Genomic DNA, 17287 nt, shown 5'->3' with positions numbered 1-17287 from the left:
CCATGACAAACCAGGCCCCCGACGCGCCGCCCCCGGAGGCGAACGCCTATGCTCCCCCCACGGCGCCGCTGCGCGAGCCGCCCGTCGTCCATGCGCCGGACACCGCGACGTCCGCCCAGCGTATCGCCGGCGGCCTGCTCATCGTGAACGCCGTGTTCTTGCTGGTCGAGGTGGCGCTGCCGGCAAACGGTCGGGAGCCGAGCGTCCTCTCGTCGCCGGTCGCGCTGACCATCTCCGCGCTCATCGACGGCCTGATCGGGACCAGCTTGCTCTACCGGAGCCGCAAGCTCCTCCTCTGGGCCATCGTGCGCATGGGGATCGGGCTCTTCGTGATGACGGCGCAGGCCGCGTTGAAGGATCCGTTCCTCGCGGGGATGCAGTTCGTGGTGTGCTCCTCGCTCCTGCTCCTGCTCGTCGGGGACGCGGGCAAACCTCGCATGGCCGTGGGCGGCGCGCTCTTCGGCATCTACGCGTTCCTCCGCGTGCTCGGCCTGTCCGCGGAGCTCACGGGCACGAACCCGATGGCCGTGCTCATCTGGCAGGCCCGCGGCGACATCGAGAGCACGCCGGCGGGCGTGGTCACGGGCGAGGCGTCCCATTACCGCCTGCGCGCGCCCTCGGATCGCTGGCGCCTTCGCAAGCCCGAGGCGGCGAGGAAGACCAACCCGCTCGCGGATCGCTGGATCTCGCGGCCCGATGTCGACGCGCACGTGCTCGTCGTCGCCGAGAAGGTGCCCGGCATGCTGGTGCTGCCGGACGCCATGGTCGACGCGGTGATCAAGAACGGCAAGAGCAGCGCGACGGCCTTCGAATTCGTGGACCGCGTCCCGCTCCGCACGCACCCGGAGGACGGGCGGCTCGTGCACACGCGGTCGACGACGAGCGGGATCGAGATCGAGTCGCTCACGGCCGTGGTGGCGACGTACGAGCGCGGCTACCAGGTCGTCGCCTACGCGCCGAAGAAGGTGTTCGCCCAGGTCGAGCCCGAGCTTCGCGCGTGCGTGGAGTCGTTCGAGCTGCCGACGGACGAGAAGCCGGGCCTGCCGGCGGACGCCGAGGCCCTGCCGCCGGGCAAGCTCACGGGCGTCGCGACGAACTACACGCTGACGCCGCCGAGCGAGGCGTGGGCCCTGCGCAAGCGCGAGGTGACGCAAAAGGACAACCCGCTCGCGGATCGCTGGATCGTTCGTCCGGACAAAGACGCGCACGTCTTCGTGGTGGCCGAGCACGCGCCGGGCGCGGTCGTGGATCTGGAGAAGTACGTGGATGCGGTGGCGAGCTCGATCCTCGAGCGCATGCACGGGACGATCGAGTCGCGCGAGCCGCTCCGCACGGATTCGAAGAATGCGCGCCTGCTCCGCGTCCATGCCGAGGCGGAAGGAATGAAGCTCGAGTATTTCTATGGGCTCTTCGCGCGGGGAGATCGGGCGTTCCAGGTGATCGCCTTCGCCCGGACCGAGGTGTTTGCGAGCGTGAAGGACGAGCTCCTGAAGGCAGTCGAGACGTTTGAGATGCCGCCGGAGAACACGGCGGCGAGCACGAAGCGCTAGCCCCGCCTCACTTCGGCGCCGTCGTCACGACGACGCGGTGCCCACGCGCGAGCGTCTTCCGCAGCGCCGTTCGCATCGTCTGCACGCTCATCTTGTCGAGCTCCTCGATCAGCGCCTCCGCGGCGCCCGGCGCGAGCGCCTCGCGGATCCGCGCGCTGTTCGCGAACTTCGGCGCGTTCTCCACGACCGGCCCACGCTGGCTCGCGATCTCCTTCTTGAGCCCCGCTTTCAGATGCGCGACCGCATACGCGATCTCCACGCCCGTCGGGCCCGCCTGGATGAACGCGTCGATCTCCGCGTCGAGCCGCGGCTCCACCGCCGCGAGATCGTGCGGCACCGCAGGCACGACCTCGACCACGGCCACGCTCGCGCGGCTGCCCGCGTCGAGCATCGCGCGCACCTCGGAGGCGTACCCCTTCTCGACGAGCGCGCGATCGAGCCGCCCACCCTTCGAGCTCGAAAGGATCCACATCGCCACGCGCATCGCCGCGTGCTCCTTCACGTCCTCTTCGCCCGGCGCGATCCAGCCGTAGAGCGCCCGCGTCGCCGGGACGTTTTGCTCCACGGTGAGCCGCTCCTCGCGCGGGTGCGGGCCGATCGGAAGGGCGTCCGGCGATGCGGGCAGCGTGGCGAAGACGCGCTTCGCGAGCTCCTCGATCCGCGTGCGGCTCACGTCGCCGATCACCGTGACTGACGCGCGTGTCGGCGTGCGCTCGGTGGCCATCGACTCCGCGAGCAAGAGATCCCGCGCCACAGCCGCGTCCTCGCGGGCGCCGAGCACGTACCCTTCGAGCGGGTGGCCCGCCGGGAAGAGCGCGTCGCCGAGCGCGAGCCACGCCGGGCCGTACGCCTGTGTTTCGAGCAAGCGCCGCCGCGGCAGCGCCGAGAAGCGCCGCAAGCTCGCGAGCTGCGCGCCCGACGTCTCGCCGAGCAGGAGCCGCAAGCGTCCTGCCGCGAGCTCCAGGCCGAGGTCGAGATCCCGCTTGCCCACCGTGATCGTGTGCCGCGTCTCGCCCGCGCCCGCCTCGCCCGCAGGTTCGCTCGTGCCCGCGATCTTCCCCTCGTCCGGCGCGATGCGGATCGTGATCGCCACGCGCGGCGCCGAGGCGTCCTCGCGCACGCGCATAGCCACACCGTTCGGCAGGACGAATCGCTGGAAGGGATCCGGCGGCGGCTCGATCCGCGCGGCCGGGATGAAGCCGAGCTGCTTTTCGAGAGCCGCGCCGCCGAGCCCCTTCGCGGCCGCCGCGGGCGCGCGGCGCTCCTCCGCGGCGAAGACCGCGAGCGGATCGTCCGGTCGGTTCGGCTGCCAGCCGACGCCGCCGCCGATCGAGACGTACGGCAATTTCGCGCCCATCGGGCCGAGGCTCGCCATGCTCAGCGTGGGCGGGCCCTGCCCCGGAAGGGCAAAATCGGGCAGGCGGTTCTTGCCGATCGGCGACGGGCGCGGCGGCAGCGGGCCGTCGTCCTCGTCGCCCTCGTCCACGCCCGGGATCGACGGCGCGCGCATCGCGCTCGCGTGCTCCGTGACGGGATCGGCGCTGGGATCATCGACGCGCTCGTGTTCGAGGTAGGCCGGGAACGCCGCGAGCGTCTGCTGCACGCGCTCGGCGGGCAGGTGGATGATGTAATCGCCGCCGAAGGGCGGGGTCCGATCCCGCAAGAGCTCGGGGTTGTACTCGCGGAGCAGGCGCGTGGGGATGCCGGCGGCGCGCGCGATCGTGCGCAGGCGCGTGCCCTCGGGCACGGCGATCTCGCCCATCTCGAGCGATGGATCGGCGTGGAACCCGTCGAGCCCGAAGCGCGCGCGGTTGTTCGCGACGATCGCGAAGGCCACGATCTGCGGGACGTAATTCGCCGTCTCCTCGGGCAAGAGTTTTTGCTGCGCGAGCTCGGCGAAGCCGATGGGCGTCTGCGGGGCGCCTTGCGGGCGCGTCTCGGCGACACGCGCCATGCCCCGGAGTACGGTCTCGATGCCTGCGTTGTAGGCCGCGAGCGCGAGATCCCAGCGGCCGAAGCGCTCGTAGAGGTCACGCAGGTGCGCGACGGCAGCGGTCGACGAGCGGCGGAGGCTGCGGCGTTCGTCGACCCACTGCGATTGATCGAGGCCGTAGAGCGCGCCCGTCTCGGGCATGAACTGAAAGAGCCCGGCCGCGCCCGCGGGCGAGACGGCGCGTGGATCGAAGCCACTCTCGACCGCCGCGAGCCACACGAGATCCTCGGGCAAACCCGACTCGCGCAGGCTGTGCTCGATCATCGGGCGGTACCGGCCGCTCCGCTGGTACCGATCGCCGAAGATGGCGCGGCCGCCGTCGGTCTTCGCGAAGAACCGCACGAAGCGCATGGTGCGGCGGGTGACGGGGATCTTCAGATCCGGCATCGCCAGCGTGGCGAGCGTCGTGCCCTCGGGATCGTCGAGATCGTTTTCCTTCGCCTTCTCGAAGTCCTTGGCGATGGCCGCGTCGAGCAGCCGGCTCTCCTCCTCGCCCGGCATGCGGCGGGCGACCGGAGCTGTGGGATCCTCGATCACGGGCTTGTCGAGGAGCGTGGGATCGCGGAAGGCGCGGTAGCCGGCGGAGAGCGAGGCGCGCATCGAGGGCGAGGCGAGCGCGCCGAGGATCCCGGCCACGCCGAGGAGGGCCCCGGAAAGCAAGAGCGCTCGCCTGACGCGCGGCTTCATCGCGGGGCATTGTTCGACAAGTTCAGGCGGGGGGAAAGATCGTTTCGCGGCGCCGGCCTGGTCGCGGGACCTGGGCGCGGTTCGTATCACCCCTCGTCGAGCAAGGCTTCCAGCCCCTCCCCACGTTTCGTCGTCGCCGCGAGGGAGGCTGCGTCGGGGGCGAAAGAGGCGAAAGTGGAACGTGATACAAGGCGGAAATGCCTGCCAACCCCAAGCTCCCTCGCGTTCCCATCCCCGGTCCGCGCGCGCTTCCGGTCCTCGGCGAGAGCGGCAATTCGTTCCGGTTCTTCAGCAAGCCGGTGACCTCGCTGCTCGCGCTCCATCGGCGTCATGGCGACATCGCGGCGATCACGGGAGGCAGCCCCGCGATGGTCTGCGCGTTCGGCGCCGAGCACAACCGCGCGGTCCTCGGCGACGACAGCACGTTCCTCTCGCACGGCGAGCCGCCGTTCCCGCTGCCCGAGGACAGCGCGCTCGGGCGCATGTTGCGGGAAAACATGATGAGCAAGAACGGCCAGGATCACCGCCGCTTGCGCCGGATGCTCATGCCCGCGTTCCAGAAAGCGCGGATCCTGGCCTACCGAGACGATATCGTCGCGGTCACCGAGGCGTCCCTCCGCCGCGTGGTGCCGGGCGGGGTCGTGGACGCCTCGCGCGTGATGCTGGACCTGATGCTCGGCGTCATCATGCGCTGCCTCTTCGGCGTCGATGTGTCGGCCGGCGGGGATCCCCTCGGCTCGCTGTCGATCGCGCTGCTCGAAGGGTTCCTCTCCCCCGCCAACTTGATCCTGCCCTACGACGTGCCCGGCACGCCGTACAGGAAGCTCTTGCGTGACGCGAAGCGCCTGGAAGAGCGGCTCCTCGCGCTCATCGAGGAGCGGCGCGCGACGAGCGACGGGCGGGACATGTTCTCGGCGCTGATCCACGCGCACGACGAGGATGGTTCGCGGCTCAGCGACGTCGAGCTCGTCGCGCAGAGCATCCTCGTCTACATCGCGGCTTACGAGACGACGGCGCAGTCGCTCTCCTGGGCGCTGCTGCTCCTCGCGCTGCACCCCGAGATCCTGTACGACCTCGAAGACGAGATCGACGCCGTGCTGCGCGGCGAGACGCCGACGGCCGAGCACGCGGCGTCCATGCCGCTGCTCGACGCGGTCCTCAAGGAGTCCGCGCGGATCCTCCCGGCGACGCCCATCTGCTCGTTCCGCCTCGTCGGGGAGCAGGCGACGCTCGGGAAATACACGCTCCCGAAGGGATCCCGGATCCTCTTGAGCCCGCTCGTCACGCACCGGATGGGCGACGTCTTCCCCGAGCCCGCGCGTTTCTTGCCGGGTCGATGGAGCCGCATCACGCCGACGCCCTTCGAGTACCTGCCCTTCGGGGCGGGGCCGCGGATGTGCATCGGCCACGGCTTCGCCAACCTGGCCATGCGCCTGATCCTGCCGATGGCGTTGCAACGATTCCGGTTCGCGCTCCGGCCGGACACCGAGATCTCCTTGCAGCTCAAAGGGATCTCCGGCGCGCCGAAGAACGGGCTGCCGATGGACGTCACGACGCGCCGCGCGCCGCGGCCGCGGAACACGCGACGGCCAGAGCCGAAGGGTGAGATCCGCACGCTCGTCGATCTCTCGTGAGCGCGCCGCGCGGCTGATCGCGGCGCGCACCCAGGCGTCGTTCGTTTCACCCCTTGTCGAGCTCGGCCTCGAGCTCCTTCACACGCTTCGCCCTCTCCGCAGCTTCCCTGCGCGCAGCCTCGAGCTCAGCGCGCTTCTCTTCCCTCGACTGCTTGCGGGCAGCCTCGGCCTGCTCCTTGTCGAGGGCTGCCTGGTGTCGTTGCTTCAGCTCGGCGAGTTCGGCCTCCAAGGCCTCGATGCGCTCGCCGAGCTCCTTGGCAGTCGCCTCCTCACCGCCGCGGCGGCGCGGGGGAAAGAACCAATCCGCAAAATCGCTCGGGAGGGCCTCGGCGGTGAGCTTGTGCGGCATTTCAAGGAGCTTGCCGAGGGATGCCTTGCGGAGGGCATTGAACGCGTCGGTGAAGAGCATGCGCTCACCGACGGTGCGGAAATTCTTGAGGTTTTCGAGGGCCGTGTCGCGCGCATCCTGCGCGTCGGTGGCCACGGCGAGGCGCGCATGGAGTTCCGGGAGCAAGGCGACGACGTCGGGGAACCCTTGATAGGCCGCGCCGGAGAGGATCTCCGGCCACTTGAGCATGGTGGCGAGCTGGCCGCCGAGGACAGGGCGCTTCAGCTCGTGCGGGCGCTTGGAGAAGAGGGCCGTATACCGCGCATCGGAGGTGTCCTTGTTGACGGCGAGGAGGAGCGCAGGATGGAAGCGATCCACGAATGCGTCGAGCCGCATGTCCGCATACCAGACGCGGGCCTCGGCGTGGATGAGCGCCCGGATGAGCTGGATTTCCTGGGCCTGGAGAGGGACCCAGGTGCCCTCGAAGAGGGCCGTGAAGTCGCCCGCGAGGGAGGTCGTGAGGGGGTGGACGAGGAGGCGGGCTTCGTTGCGGAAGAGCTCTTCGACCTGGACGAGGAGGGAGGTGTCGGAGTCGATGGTGGGGGCGGCCATGGGATGAAAGCGTACGGTGGGCGGGCGAGCGGGTACAAGTTTGATGCGTCGGGGGCGGAGGGCGGGTGCGGGAGCGGGTGCGGGTGCGGGAGAGGAAGCGCGAGCGCAAGCGCAAGCGCGAGGGGGACGGGCATTCAGGGGATCCCGCTCGGGGACGGCGAGCGTACCGTCGTGCGCCCGTGCCGCAGATTTGCGCTCAAACGAGCAGGATCAGCGCTGCGACGGCAGGTGGACGTCGATCACCGTCCCGGTGCGCAGAGCGCCTGCGGCGTCGCGATAGACGAACGGGGCGCGCTCGACCTCGCAATTGCCGCGCGCGTCGCAGCGAGGTACGGACACGTAATCGAGGCTGATCGACTCGATCTCGACGGCGCCCGCGCCCCGGAGCTCGGCCGGCGCGGCGCGTCGATCCGCGTCGCGATCGGCCCAGACGAGCAGGCGCGAGAAGAGCGGGTCGTTCGCGTCGATACGCCCGTCGTGATTCTCGTCGAGCTCGCGCAGCGCGATGAAGCCGTTGGGCGCGGTGCGGCCGCTCGAGAGCGGGGACATCGAGCCGAAGAGCTCGGAGCCATTCTCGATGGCGCCGCTCGCGTCCCGATCGAAGGCGAGCCACGGCGTGCGCGACGTGGGCCAATCCGTGACCTGGCTCGCGGCGCCATTCAGGTCGAACGTGCAGGTCGCGTCGACGGCGAATTCGACGGCTTCCCCGTCGAAGGAGAGCACGAGCGGCGTGCTGGGGCACTCGAACGAGGGCGACGGCTCCACCCAGATCGTCTCACACCCTTCGACGATCGTGCACTTACTACAGAATATGTCTGTCTCGCCAGGCGTGCAGCCGGCGCCCGTATACGCCGCGCAGACCTGGGATTCGCCGCCTTCGCCGCCTTCCCCGCCGCCGCCTTCCCCGCCGCCGCCTTCCCCGCTACCGCCTTCCCCGCCGCCGCCTTCCCCGCCGCCGCCTTCCCCGCCGCCGGAGGTGACCTCTGTCACGCATCCCAGAGCTCCGAGCGAAAGGACGGGGACGAGGATCAGCACGAGACGAGCGAATCGAAGCAGATAAGCCATGAGCGGAACCTCCGCAGCTCACATCAGCAATCCATGTGCCATGGTTCACGAAGACCTCAATGCCCTTTGACGCAGGAAAAGTCTCGTGTGCCGCTCCAAAAGCGCGCCACATTGCGCCAGAACGCAGCGCTGCACGTCATCGGGGTGTCGTAGAGCTGAGCATGGGTCTCCTCGCAGGCCGTCGTGCCGGGGCGTCGCCCCGGGCCCCGCGGGGGCTGTTCGCCCCTCGACCCGAACCAGCGCAAGCGCTGGACCTTTTGTGGAAGAACTGCGCGGTGCGCAGTTCTTCCAACGGGCCGCTAAGACGCCTCATCTACCGCCGCGCATCGTGAATCGAGGGCGGGCCGTCCCCCCAGGGCGGCCCGCCCGTTCGGCCTGGATCCGCGGGCCCATTGCGAGCACCATTGCCGCATTCCGCATGGAACGCGGGTTCTCCCGCGACGAACCAATCCAAGCCTTTCGCGATTGCCTTTCCCCCCGATTCATGAGACACAAAAAAAGCGACGCCAGCCGGTGCTGGTAACACCGACCGGCGTCTGACCTGCAAACCCCGAAGGAACCGGAGTCCACAAGCTGTGACCCATCTAGACGTCTGCCCTGAATCCGCCAAGAAACCTGTCCCCTTTCCCTCCCCGGAGGCGCTTTTCGCGCGGTTTTACCGCGAATACCGGCCCTTCGTTCGTTCCGTCCTCCTCAAGCATGGCCGCGTGGAGCCGCGCGAGGTGGACGACCTCGTGCAGGAGGTCTTTCTCGTCGTCTGGCAACGGTGGGACGGCCTCGTGGGGGGCGAGCAAGCGCGGTCTTGGCTCTTCACGGTCGCGCTCTATCGCGCGTCGAACCATCGCAAGCTCGCGCGCAATCGCTGGGAAGCGCTCACGGGCGAGCTCCCTGAGCCCCTGGTCCACCCGCGAACGACGCAGGCCATGGACGCGGCCCGCCTGTTATGGAAGGCCCTTCGGAAGCTCAACACAAAGCTCGCGGCCGTGCTCTGGGCCTACGAAATCGAAGGCCGTTCGATGCCGCAGATTGCCCGCGCGCTCCGGATCCGCCTGAAGACCGCCTACGCCCGCCTGCGCCTCGCCCGGCTCCGCCTGGCGCACTGCGCCCCCCTCTGACGCTCGCGCTTGCGCTTGCGTTTGCGTTTGCGTTTGCGCTCCCTCTCCCTCTCCCGCTCCCTCCCTACGTCCGAATCCCGAGCAGAAGATCACTCACCCGCGCAGGATCACCTTCCCGGTCGGATTCGTCTACGTCGGGAGCGGTCCATCCGTGACATCGAGGAAGCTGCCGCGCCGGGGCTCCACTCCGGGCCCCGGTGAGGCCGGAACTCTACGCCAGGATGGTCAAGGGCCGGGCTTGCCGTTGCCTTCCGCCGTGACGCAGGAACATTCTCCTCCTGGATGAAGGCGGACGCTCGCGCACGACGTAGGAGCAAACCAGTCCGCCTTTCCTTTCTTCGAGAATCGTGCAATCAGCCGGCCGAAGCTCACGTAGGCGTCGCCGTGCATGTCCCCTGTCACGGAGGCATCAAACGCGCGCGGTATTAGCAGCTTTGACCATTGCCCCACCGTCTCCGCACCAGCTTTGGTCACTCGGTACAGCGCGCCGCAGGTGCCGATGAGCACGGCGTCCGTGCCGTGATCGACCACGTGCGTCGCCGGGCAACCGACGAGATCTGCATGCGGCGCCAGTGCCCAGCTACCTTGCTCATTGCGTTCGACTCGATAGACCATCGTGTGCCGCGCGCACGCCTCGCCATGGCAAAGTCCGGCGATTCCGATGACCCCGAACTTGACGCGCGAGATCCATCGTATCCGTTCGTCGAGCGCGGTGTCGATGCGACGGGCTCGTGTACCAAGCTTGTCGATCCAGAAGAGTCCTGCACCAAACTCCCCTTTGTCGATCGCGATCAACCAGCCATCGTTTACATCAACGACGCGACGTGCAGCGCCGCTGGGAACGCTGGACCGAAGTTCCTCTGGCAACTCGACAGGGAGGGCGTCCACGACGGGAGCCCACTTGTCGACCTGTACAGGAACCACCCGTTCCCCATCCTCGCGCCTGAAACCCCATATCGGTGCTTCGACCCGCCCGGCGCACTCGATGTCGTCCGGACGGGTTTGTGGATCCGGAACGGCCATCCAACCGGGCCACGGAGCCCCACGCCCGACGTCCTGTCCATCGGTACCGCCCGTGGCCGGTGGATGGACGCCATGGTCTGTCTTTGGCGATGTGGCTTCTCTCGCGCTCCCGGCTGCGCATGAACAGAGACCAAGCGTTACTGCCGCACTGAAATGTCGCAACCAGGTCATGCGCATTAAGACCTATCCTTGAAGCAGACCCATACCTTTATGGGTTCACTCGACGCTACCAGATTTTTCAGAACGAGCAACCGAGACCCCAGGTGATATTGGTCGCGGGGTCGTACCTATAGCCACAGCCATCGCTGCATGCCACGAAGTACATGCGATTGCCGGCTTCGGCGTCAGCTATGTCCTCGGGGCTAAACTCATCCTCCACCCCGGCAGGATGCGTATGGTAAAAGCCCACGACGCTTTCGCCCGAAGATAGTGAAATGCTCGCCGAGCAGGATGTCTGGGAATTCTGTGTCACCGGGGCTCCAGCGCGGTACTCACCGTTGGCTTTCCGGACGACCAAACCGCAGTACTCCCACGCATTTCCATTTGCTTGTGTGAGAGCCTGCGCAGCGTGCAACGCGAGAACACCGCTGCCCGTAAGCTGCGGGGAATCATAGAGCGCGTCCGAGGTCTCTTGCGTCTCTTCCTCACTCGTTTCGTAGGCACAGCCTGAAAGGATTACAGTCGTCAGTAGTGCCAAAACAGCAACACCGAGCATTCTTCCGCCTGCCTTCTTCTGTCCCATGATCATGATCTCCTTGACACGAATCCCGTAAACATCGGCTACGATGCAGAAAACATCACCTTTTGAATCGTCACACATTCCGGGGCCTCGTCGAATTGCTTCCTGGACAACCCGACCGGAACCCGGTACTGCCTATGCAGCAAACGTACGCTTCTCTCAGAGCTGATCCACAGGCTGGTGCGTGGGACGATGCGGCGGTCGGACTTGCTCAGCGCACGAAATGCGTTTTCGTAGTCCTATGCGGCATCGCTCATTGCGCGTGTGAAGTGCGCTCTGGACTGAAGTGAGCCCAGCTTGCTTTGCTAGATCCGTATGAGTCAAGAGGTGGTTCGGTTACATTCGTGCTGCAGGCGGTGGAGTTGTTTGATACTCACGGTAATTGTACAACGATGTTGATTGCGCCTCGACGGCGTTCCGGATGGCGACGCCGGTCAAGCCCTTGATCAGCTTCCGCGCCCGCCCAGGAGCGAGCCGATCGCGCAGGTCATGCTGAGCTTCTCTGTCGCCGGGCTCGGCGGGGGCAACTCGGCGCGGTGGGTCTCGAGCGGCGGCTCGGCGCGTCTCGTCGATGAAGACAAGCGGGCGAGATGGACGTGGATCGGTCTCCCCCTGTACACGTCGGGCGGCATTCTTCTTGCCGAGCTCCAGGGCTTGCGTCCGGCGCGCTGACGAAAGCGAGCCAAGGGGAAAGGGAGCCGCCATGAACGCCATCGCCCATTTGTTGCCCTGTGCGCTTTTGCTTTCCTGTGTCGGAACGCCGGAGGAGCCCGGGGATGGGAACACCCATGCCCCGGAGACGTCCCTGGTGGACCGGCAGGTCTGTGATGCCATCGAGCGCGAATACGAGGAGAAAATCACGAGCCCGCGCACGACGGCATGCGAAGAGGAAACGGACCGTTGCCAGGTGCTTCATGGGCATTGTGGCGTGGGGCTGGGCGGCTGCTCCTTCGCTGCGAACACGAGGGTCCACCAGGCGGAGCTCGATGCCATTGCCTCCCGCTGGACCCGGGCGCAATGCCATCGCGGGCGCTCCGTTTGCCGATGCGCCGCACCACGGCCGGTGCGCTGCGTGGCGGGAACCTGCCGCATGGCCCGTTGACGCCGCTCGATCGGCCCCTGGGGCGGATCGCGCGGAAACACGGGGGGACGTCGTCGACCCCCGGTGTCCCGCCCCGCAAAACCGCCCCGCTCCCCGCCGCCGCCCTGCCTCACGCCGCAAAACACGCCAGTGCGTCGCTCGTTCCCCCCTTCCGCCGCCGCAAACCCCGCTCGTGGTCGGCCGACGTCCCCCGTCCTGCATCGCAAAACGACACCGTCGGCGGCCGACATCCCCCGTCCTGCATCGCAAAACGACCCCGTCGTCGGCCCCCGGCTGATGTCTCCGCGCAGAACTGGGTCGTCGGCGACGGACCGATCCATTTCGCCACGCACGAAGCCCCCCGCGCGCCGCGCTCTGGACGTGTTTGCGCCGCAAACCGCCCCGGTCGGCCGCTCCCCTCGCCCTCCGCTCGACGCGCTTGCCCGGGTTGCGACGCGGCGCGCCGGGAGTACAGATTTCCTCCATCAGCGCGTCACGTCGGAGGGGGGCATGGCGTACCGGATGGAGGACCTGATCCGTGGGTCCATGCGTGGAGGTCTCATTTTTGGGTATGTCCCCGCGTCGCCGGAGCATGCGTCTCCCGCGATGTACAAGTCGGCCCTGCTCGCCGAGATGGAGCGGATGAAGGCTGCGGGGCTCGTGGCCGAGACGTGCATTTCGAGCGAGCTCGACGACCTCGACGAGGCGCGGATGGCGCCCGGCATCACGCTCTGCGGCCTCGTGCCGGATCGCGTCGGGCCGCAGGATCTCGAGCGGATCCTGCGCAGCGTGAAGAGCGACGACCGTCCCTTTTTCTCGAAGCGCTTCCGCGCCGATCCCGGCAAGCACCGGAAGAAGCCGCCCTCGCTCGCCGTGCAGCAGCGGTCGAGCCTGTTCGAGCTCTTCGCCGAGGTGCACCAGGATTTCGTGCTCTTCATCTCGCACGAGCCGCGGGTCGCCGACCTCTTGCGGCTCTCCGCGCACGCGATCTCGCCGCTCTTCGATTACCGGCACCACTACCGGATCCTCGATCTGTCCTGAGCCTTCAGCGGATCATGCAGGTCTCGTCCGCGGCGATGCAGGTGCCGAGCTGGGCGCCGCTCGCGCCACAGCAGTTGCCGGTCAAACAATCGTCGTAGCTGAGGCAGCCTGAGCCCTTGGGGCACTTGAAGCCGAGCAGGCCGCACGTCGGGCCGCCGCAATCGACGCCGGTCTCGTCGCCGTTGGGGAGGCCGTCGGCGCAATCAGGCGCCGCGCCGCCGCTTCCGCTTGCGCTTCCGCCGCCGCTTGCGCTTCCGCCGCCGCTTCCGCTTCCGCTTCCGCTTGCGTCACCGCCGCCGCCTCCGCTCCCGACGTCGTCTCCGTCTGCCGTGCATGCGGCCGCGGTGACGAGGAGCGCTGCGAGGCCCCACCCGAACGCCTTGCCCATTCCCGGTACTCTCCCGTGTTGATCGCCGCGGACGGAAACGTGCGCACCGAGCTTACCACGGGCTCTGTGCGCGGGTCGTTTTCATGAGAGAATCGAGCGATGGACGAAACGTTCCGCCTGCACGTCCGCGCGATCGCGGCCGAAGGCAAGGGCGAGTCGATCGGGGGGCGCACGTTCCTCCCGTTCGTGACGCTCGACTCGGGCGCGCGCGTGGGGACGGATGCCGAAGGAGCGTTCGTGCTCGCGAGCGCCGAGGGCGACACGATCACTCCGTACAGTGCGGAAGATGCGCATGTTTTCCACGAAGTGCTGGAGTGGAAACGCGACAAGTTCGATGACAAACTCGACGAAGCCGGACGGGCGCTGGGGCTGCCGGAGTTCGAAGCCTCCCTCGCCTTCCCCGCGTTCGGCATCGTCCGCGCCGTGCTCGCGAAAAACATGAACTACACGACCCTCCTGGCGCTCGCGTGGCTCCGACCCTCGGAGCTGCGCGAGGTGCAGGACGACATCCGCCGCGTGTCCGGGGACAAGCGATTGCCCACGAGCACGCGGGAATTCGCGCAGCGGCTCGTCGTACCGTCCTGACGCGCTTTTCGTTCCGAGTCGCGCCCCGACCGCGCTACACAAGTTCAGCGTTCGTGAAGGAAAGGAACCCTATGCCCGAGCCGTCTACGCCCCCGCCTCCGGGCCTGATCAGCGAGCAGGACGTGGAGCAGGAGATCCACCGCCTGTTCCTCGCCCAGGCCGGTTCGGGCCTCGTCATCCGCGTCTACGGCGAGGAGGGCGGGACGGCCGAGAACATCGAAGCCTTCCGCGAGATGCTGACGTCGCTCCGCATGTACGACTACGGCTCCGCCGCCGGCGACGTGCTCGTGGACGCGCCGAACCGTCAAATCCTGACGCGCGCGCTCTCCGTCCTCGCCCGCGAGCAACACCAGAAGCGGATCCTCGACCACGTCCTCACGACGTTCGGTCGGCACCTCATCGATCCCCTCGCCCTCATCCTCGACACGACGCCCGAAGGCACGCTCATCTCGCGCCTCAGCGTCCTGCGCGACGTGTTCCTCGCGCAGATCGTGGAGCTCAAGCTCACGCAAGAGTCGCAGAGCATGCTCTCCGAGGACCTGAAGCGGCTGCTGACGGACGAGTACCTGTCGATGGTCGCCGAGCACGAGGAGCGGGTGCAAAGGCCGCGCGTGCGGCGCCTGGCGCAGCAGATTTTGCGCCTCGTCGGCTCGACGTTCCACAAGGCGCTGCGCGGCTGGCCCGAGCACGCCGAGCGGATCGCCTCGATGGTCGCGCGCCGCTTGCAAGGCAAGGTGCAGCTCCGCGAGGTCCCGACGCTGATCCGTGATCAGATCTGTCACGCGATCGAAGAGTTCTTGTGGGTCGAGACGGCGAACGAGATCGAAGGCGCGCTGTTTTCGCTGTTCGCCGAGAACAAGGGCGTGATGCACGAGCCGCCGCGCGAGCTGGATCGTTCGCTCTACAGCGAGTTCGCCCACGCCTGCTGGGAGATCATCGCGGAGTACTGCTAGAAGGCGCCGAACGGGACGGCGTTCCGCGAAATCGTTCCAGGCGTCGGCACGGCGCTCGCATGGCGCCGGGTTGCGAGCGTGCTGTCGGTGCGCGCCCGTCCGCTCGACGCCGAGGTACCCGTGATCCGCACTTGTCCGTCTTGCCAGACGAAAAACCGCATTCCTCCTGATCATCTGAGCGACACCGGTCGCTGCGGCGCCTGCAAAGCGCCGTTGCCGCCGCTCGCGGAAGCGCTGGAGGTCGACGCCCGGGAGTTCGGGGACATCGTCCGGACCGCGAAGGTGCCGGTGCTCGTGGATTTCTGGGCGCCCTGGTGCGGCCCGTGCCGCATGGCGACGCCGGAGGTCGCCCGCGCCGCCTCCCTGCGCGCCGGAAAGGCGATCGTGCTCAAGGTGAACACCGACGAGCACCCCGAGCTCGCCAGTCGGTTCGGCGTCCGCGGGATCCCACATTTCGTGGTGCTCCGCGGAGGCGAGGTGATCGTGTCGCAAGCCGGGCTCGTCCGCGCCGCGCAGCTCGTCGCCTGGATCGACCGTGCGGGCGGAACCGATCCCCGGCGCGCACATGTGGCCTAGCGCAGATTTCTGCCTAGACTTCGCCGCATGAGTGGAGCCCTCCTCGACGGGAAAGCCCTGGCGCAAAAGGTGCGTGACGAGGTGCGCGAAGACGTCGCGCAGTTCGTCGCAAAGCACGGTCGTCCGCCCGGTCTCGACGTGATCCTCGTAGGCGAGCACGCGGCAAGCGTGGTCTACACGCGCAACAAGGAAAAAGCCTCGAACGAGGTCGGCATGCGAGGGCGGCTCCACCGGCTGCCCGCCGAGACGAGCGAAGCGGAGCTGCTCGATCGAATCGCCGCGTTGAACGCAGACGAGACCGTCGACGGGATCCTCGTGCAACTCCCGCTGCCGAAGCACATCCGCGAGGATCTCGTGATCGACGCAATGTCGCCAGCGAAGGACGTGGACGGCTTCCACCCGAGCAACGCAGGTCGGCTGGCCACGGGGAAGGCCTCGCTCGTGCCATGCACGCCCATAGGGTGCATGCGGCTGCTCGCAGAGACGGGTCGCTCCCTCGAAGGAGCACGCGTCGTCGTCGTGGGGCGAAGCAACATCGTGGGCAAACCGATGTCGATGCTGCTGCTCGGCGCCAACGCGACCGTGACAATGGCGCACTCACGAACGAAGGATCTCCCCGCCGTCTGTCGCGAGGCCGACGTGCTGATCGTCGCCATAGGCCGCGCGCGGATGGTGAAAGGCGACTGGATCAAAGAAGGCGCCGTCGTGATCGACGTGGGCATGAACCGCGACGAAGCCGGCAAGCTCTGCGGCGACGTAGACACAGACAGCGCCCGCGCCCGCGCCTCGTTCATCACGCCCGTGCCCGGCGGCGTCGGGCCGATGACCATCGCATGTCTGTTGCAGAACACGGCACGCGCGGCCTGGGCCCGGACAGCCGGTCGCTGAGGGCATAGCGCCGGGGTTTCACCCCGGACCCCGACGAGGGGCTGTCCGCCCCTCGACCCGGACCAGCCAGGGGCTGGACCCAAGCTCGATGAACTGCGCTCCGCGCAGCTCATCGAACAGGCCCGGTCAAGACCAGCAGCGGCGTTGCCGACCAAGACCGCCGCGCTGCTGGTTCGGCTGGCGACCCGGCTTCTTCGTCGGCCTGTTTGAAAAACTGCGCGGAGCGCAGTTTTTCAACCCCCAGTCCAGGCTGTGCCTGGTCCGGGTCCAGGGGTGGACAACCCCTGGTCGGGCCCGGGGTGAAACCCCGGCGAACAGCCAGCCCCCTAGCTAGAGCCTCTGCGCGTACGTCATGACGAGGTACATGATCGTGTCGCTTGCGTCGGGGTTTCGGTACACGTGCGGCACGTCGGCTTCGAAGACGATGGCGTCGCCTGTGCCGAGCATTCGTTTTTCTGCGCCGATGGTCATCTCGCAGCGGCCTGCGTTTACTACGAGGTTTTCGACGGTCCCTGGTGGGTGCGGGTCGGCGCGCTCTTCGGCGTGGGGGGCGAGACGCAGCTCGTAGAACTCCACGCTGCGCGGCCGGTCCATGGGGAAGAGTGCGCGGGATTGGAAGGAGCCGTCGACGCTGCGTAACACGCGGGCGCGTGCGGCGGGCAGGACCATCGCGCCGGGGCCGGATTCGGGGTTGATGAGCGCGGAGAAGGGCACGTCGAGTGCGCGTGCGATCTTCCAGAGCACGCTGATCGTTGGCGTGCTCTGGCCGAGCTCGATCTGCCCGAGCATGGCGCGGCTCACGCCTGAGGCGCGCGCGAGCTTCTCCAGGGAGAGACCACGCTCGGTGCGCAGGCGCTTCAGGTTGCCGCTGACCACGGGCGCGATGTCGGCGGCGGCTTCTCCTGGCGGAGCGGCTGCGCTCTCCTCGGGCGTCTCCTCGGCCGGTTTTGCGGGCGCCTCCTCGGGGATGACGTCCTCTGCTGGCCGCGCCTTGCCCTTCGTCGCTTTCATTTGGGGCGCGTACTTTCG

The 17287-nt window shown here is 67.9% G+C and carries 16 protein-coding genes; 9 read left to right on the top strand and 7 right to left on the bottom strand.

Features of this window, described 5'->3' with window-relative positions:
• Positions 1-2 precede the first annotated feature (2 nt).
• Positions 3-1550: a hypothetical protein gene (locus POL67_RS27855; protein ID WP_271922426.1), complete on the top strand. Its 1548-nt coding sequence runs from the start codon at positions 3-5 to the stop codon at positions 1548-1550.
• 7 nt (positions 1551-1557) lie between these two features.
• Here the strand turns inward: POL67_RS27855 and POL67_RS27850 are convergent, their stop codons facing one another.
• The gene (locus POL67_RS27850; RefSeq protein ID WP_271922424.1) at positions 1558-4230 is read right to left on the bottom strand and encodes a transglycosylase SLT domain-containing protein; all 2673 of its coding nucleotides are present in this window, start codon (positions 4228-4230) and stop codon (positions 1558-1560) included.
• A 197-nt stretch (positions 4231-4427) separates the two neighbouring features.
• Between POL67_RS27850 and POL67_RS27845 the strand changes: the two genes are divergently transcribed.
• Complete coding sequence (locus POL67_RS27845) at positions 4428-5864, top strand: cytochrome P450 (protein ID WP_271922422.1); 1437 nt, start codon at positions 4428-4430, stop codon at positions 5862-5864.
• Positions 5865-5910: 46 nt separating this feature from the next.
• Here POL67_RS27845 and POL67_RS27840 read toward each other — a convergent pair whose 3' ends face one another.
• Positions 5911-6804 (bottom strand): hypothetical protein, encoded by an 894-nt coding sequence (locus POL67_RS27840; RefSeq protein WP_271922420.1) that lies wholly within the window; start codon positions 6802-6804, stop codon positions 5911-5913.
• A gap of 210 nt (positions 6805-7014) precedes the next feature.
• The gene (locus tag POL67_RS27835; protein ID WP_271922418.1) at positions 7015-7869 is read right to left on the bottom strand and encodes an SPM autocatalytic domain-containing protein; all 855 of its coding nucleotides are present in this window, start codon (positions 7867-7869) and stop codon (positions 7015-7017) included.
• A 575-nt stretch (positions 7870-8444) separates the two neighbouring features.
• Here POL67_RS27835 and POL67_RS27830 point away from each other — a divergent pair.
• Complete coding sequence (locus tag POL67_RS27830; RefSeq protein ID WP_271922416.1) at positions 8445-8984, top strand: RNA polymerase sigma factor; 540 nt, start codon at positions 8445-8447, stop codon at positions 8982-8984.
• A gap of 225 nt (positions 8985-9209) precedes the next feature.
• On the opposite strand, the gene POL67_RS27825 is transcribed toward POL67_RS27830, so the two are convergent.
• Together POL67_RS27825 and POL67_RS27820 are read right to left on the bottom strand one after the other, a co-directional pair.
• Positions 9210-9779 (bottom strand): hypothetical protein, encoded by a 570-nt coding sequence (locus POL67_RS27825; RefSeq protein WP_271922414.1) that lies wholly within the window; start codon positions 9777-9779, stop codon positions 9210-9212.
• Positions 9780-10245: 466 nt separating this feature from the next.
• Positions 10246-10749, bottom strand: coding sequence for a DUF4329 domain-containing protein (locus tag POL67_RS27820; protein ID WP_271922412.1), 504 nt, complete (start codon positions 10747-10749; stop codon positions 10246-10248).
• A 486-nt stretch (positions 10750-11235) separates the two neighbouring features.
• Here POL67_RS27820 and POL67_RS27815 point away from each other — a divergent pair, with 486 nt between their 5' ends.
• Positions 11236-11418, top strand: coding sequence for a hypothetical protein (locus POL67_RS27815; RefSeq protein ID WP_271922410.1), 183 nt, complete (start codon positions 11236-11238; stop codon positions 11416-11418).
• A gap of 1015 nt (positions 11419-12433) precedes the next feature.
• Positions 12434-12868, top strand: coding sequence for a hypothetical protein (locus tag POL67_RS27810; RefSeq protein ID WP_271922408.1), 435 nt, complete (start codon positions 12434-12436; stop codon positions 12866-12868).
• A gap of 4 nt (positions 12869-12872) precedes the next feature.
• On the opposite strand, the gene POL67_RS27805 is transcribed toward POL67_RS27810, so the two are convergent.
• On the bottom strand, positions 12873-13256 hold the full coding sequence (locus POL67_RS27805; protein WP_271922406.1) for a hypothetical protein: 384 nt from the start codon (positions 13254-13256) through the stop codon (positions 12873-12875).
• 99 nt (positions 13257-13355) lie between these two features.
• On the opposite strand from POL67_RS27805, the gene POL67_RS27800 reads away from it, so the two are divergent.
• From POL67_RS27800 to folD, 4 genes are all read left to right on the top strand, one after another.
• On the top strand, positions 13356-13841 hold the full coding sequence (locus POL67_RS27800) for a hypothetical protein (RefSeq protein ID WP_271922405.1): 486 nt from the start codon (positions 13356-13358) through the stop codon (positions 13839-13841).
• Between the two features lie 71 nt (positions 13842-13912).
• Positions 13913-14794 (top strand): hypothetical protein, encoded by an 882-nt coding sequence (locus POL67_RS27795; protein WP_271922403.1) that lies wholly within the window; start codon positions 13913-13915, stop codon positions 14792-14794.
• 87 nt (positions 14795-14881) lie between these two features.
• On the top strand, positions 14882-15370 hold the full coding sequence (locus tag POL67_RS27790; protein ID WP_271922401.1) for a thioredoxin domain-containing protein: 489 nt from the start codon (positions 14882-14884) through the stop codon (positions 15368-15370).
• 27 nt (positions 15371-15397) lie between these two features.
• Entirely contained in the window at positions 15398-16258 is an 861-nt protein-coding gene (gene folD, locus POL67_RS27785) for a bifunctional methylenetetrahydrofolate dehydrogenase/methenyltetrahydrofolate cyclohydrolase FolD (protein ID WP_271922400.1), read from the top strand.
• Positions 16259-16588: 330 nt separating this feature from the next.
• Here the strand turns inward: folD and POL67_RS27780 are convergent, their stop codons facing one another.
• A complete protein-coding gene (locus POL67_RS27780; RefSeq protein WP_271922398.1) occupies positions 16589-17269 on the bottom strand; it encodes a helix-turn-helix domain-containing protein in 681 nt (226 codons plus the stop codon).
• Between the last annotated feature and the right edge of the window lie 18 nt (positions 17270-17287).

The organism is Polyangium mundeleinium (genome assembly GCF_028369105.1).
GTDB classification, from domain to species: Bacteria; Myxococcota_A; Polyangia; order Polyangiales; family Polyangiaceae; genus Polyangium; species Polyangium mundeleinium.
This window is presented reverse-complemented; position numbering and strand designations above follow the sequence as displayed.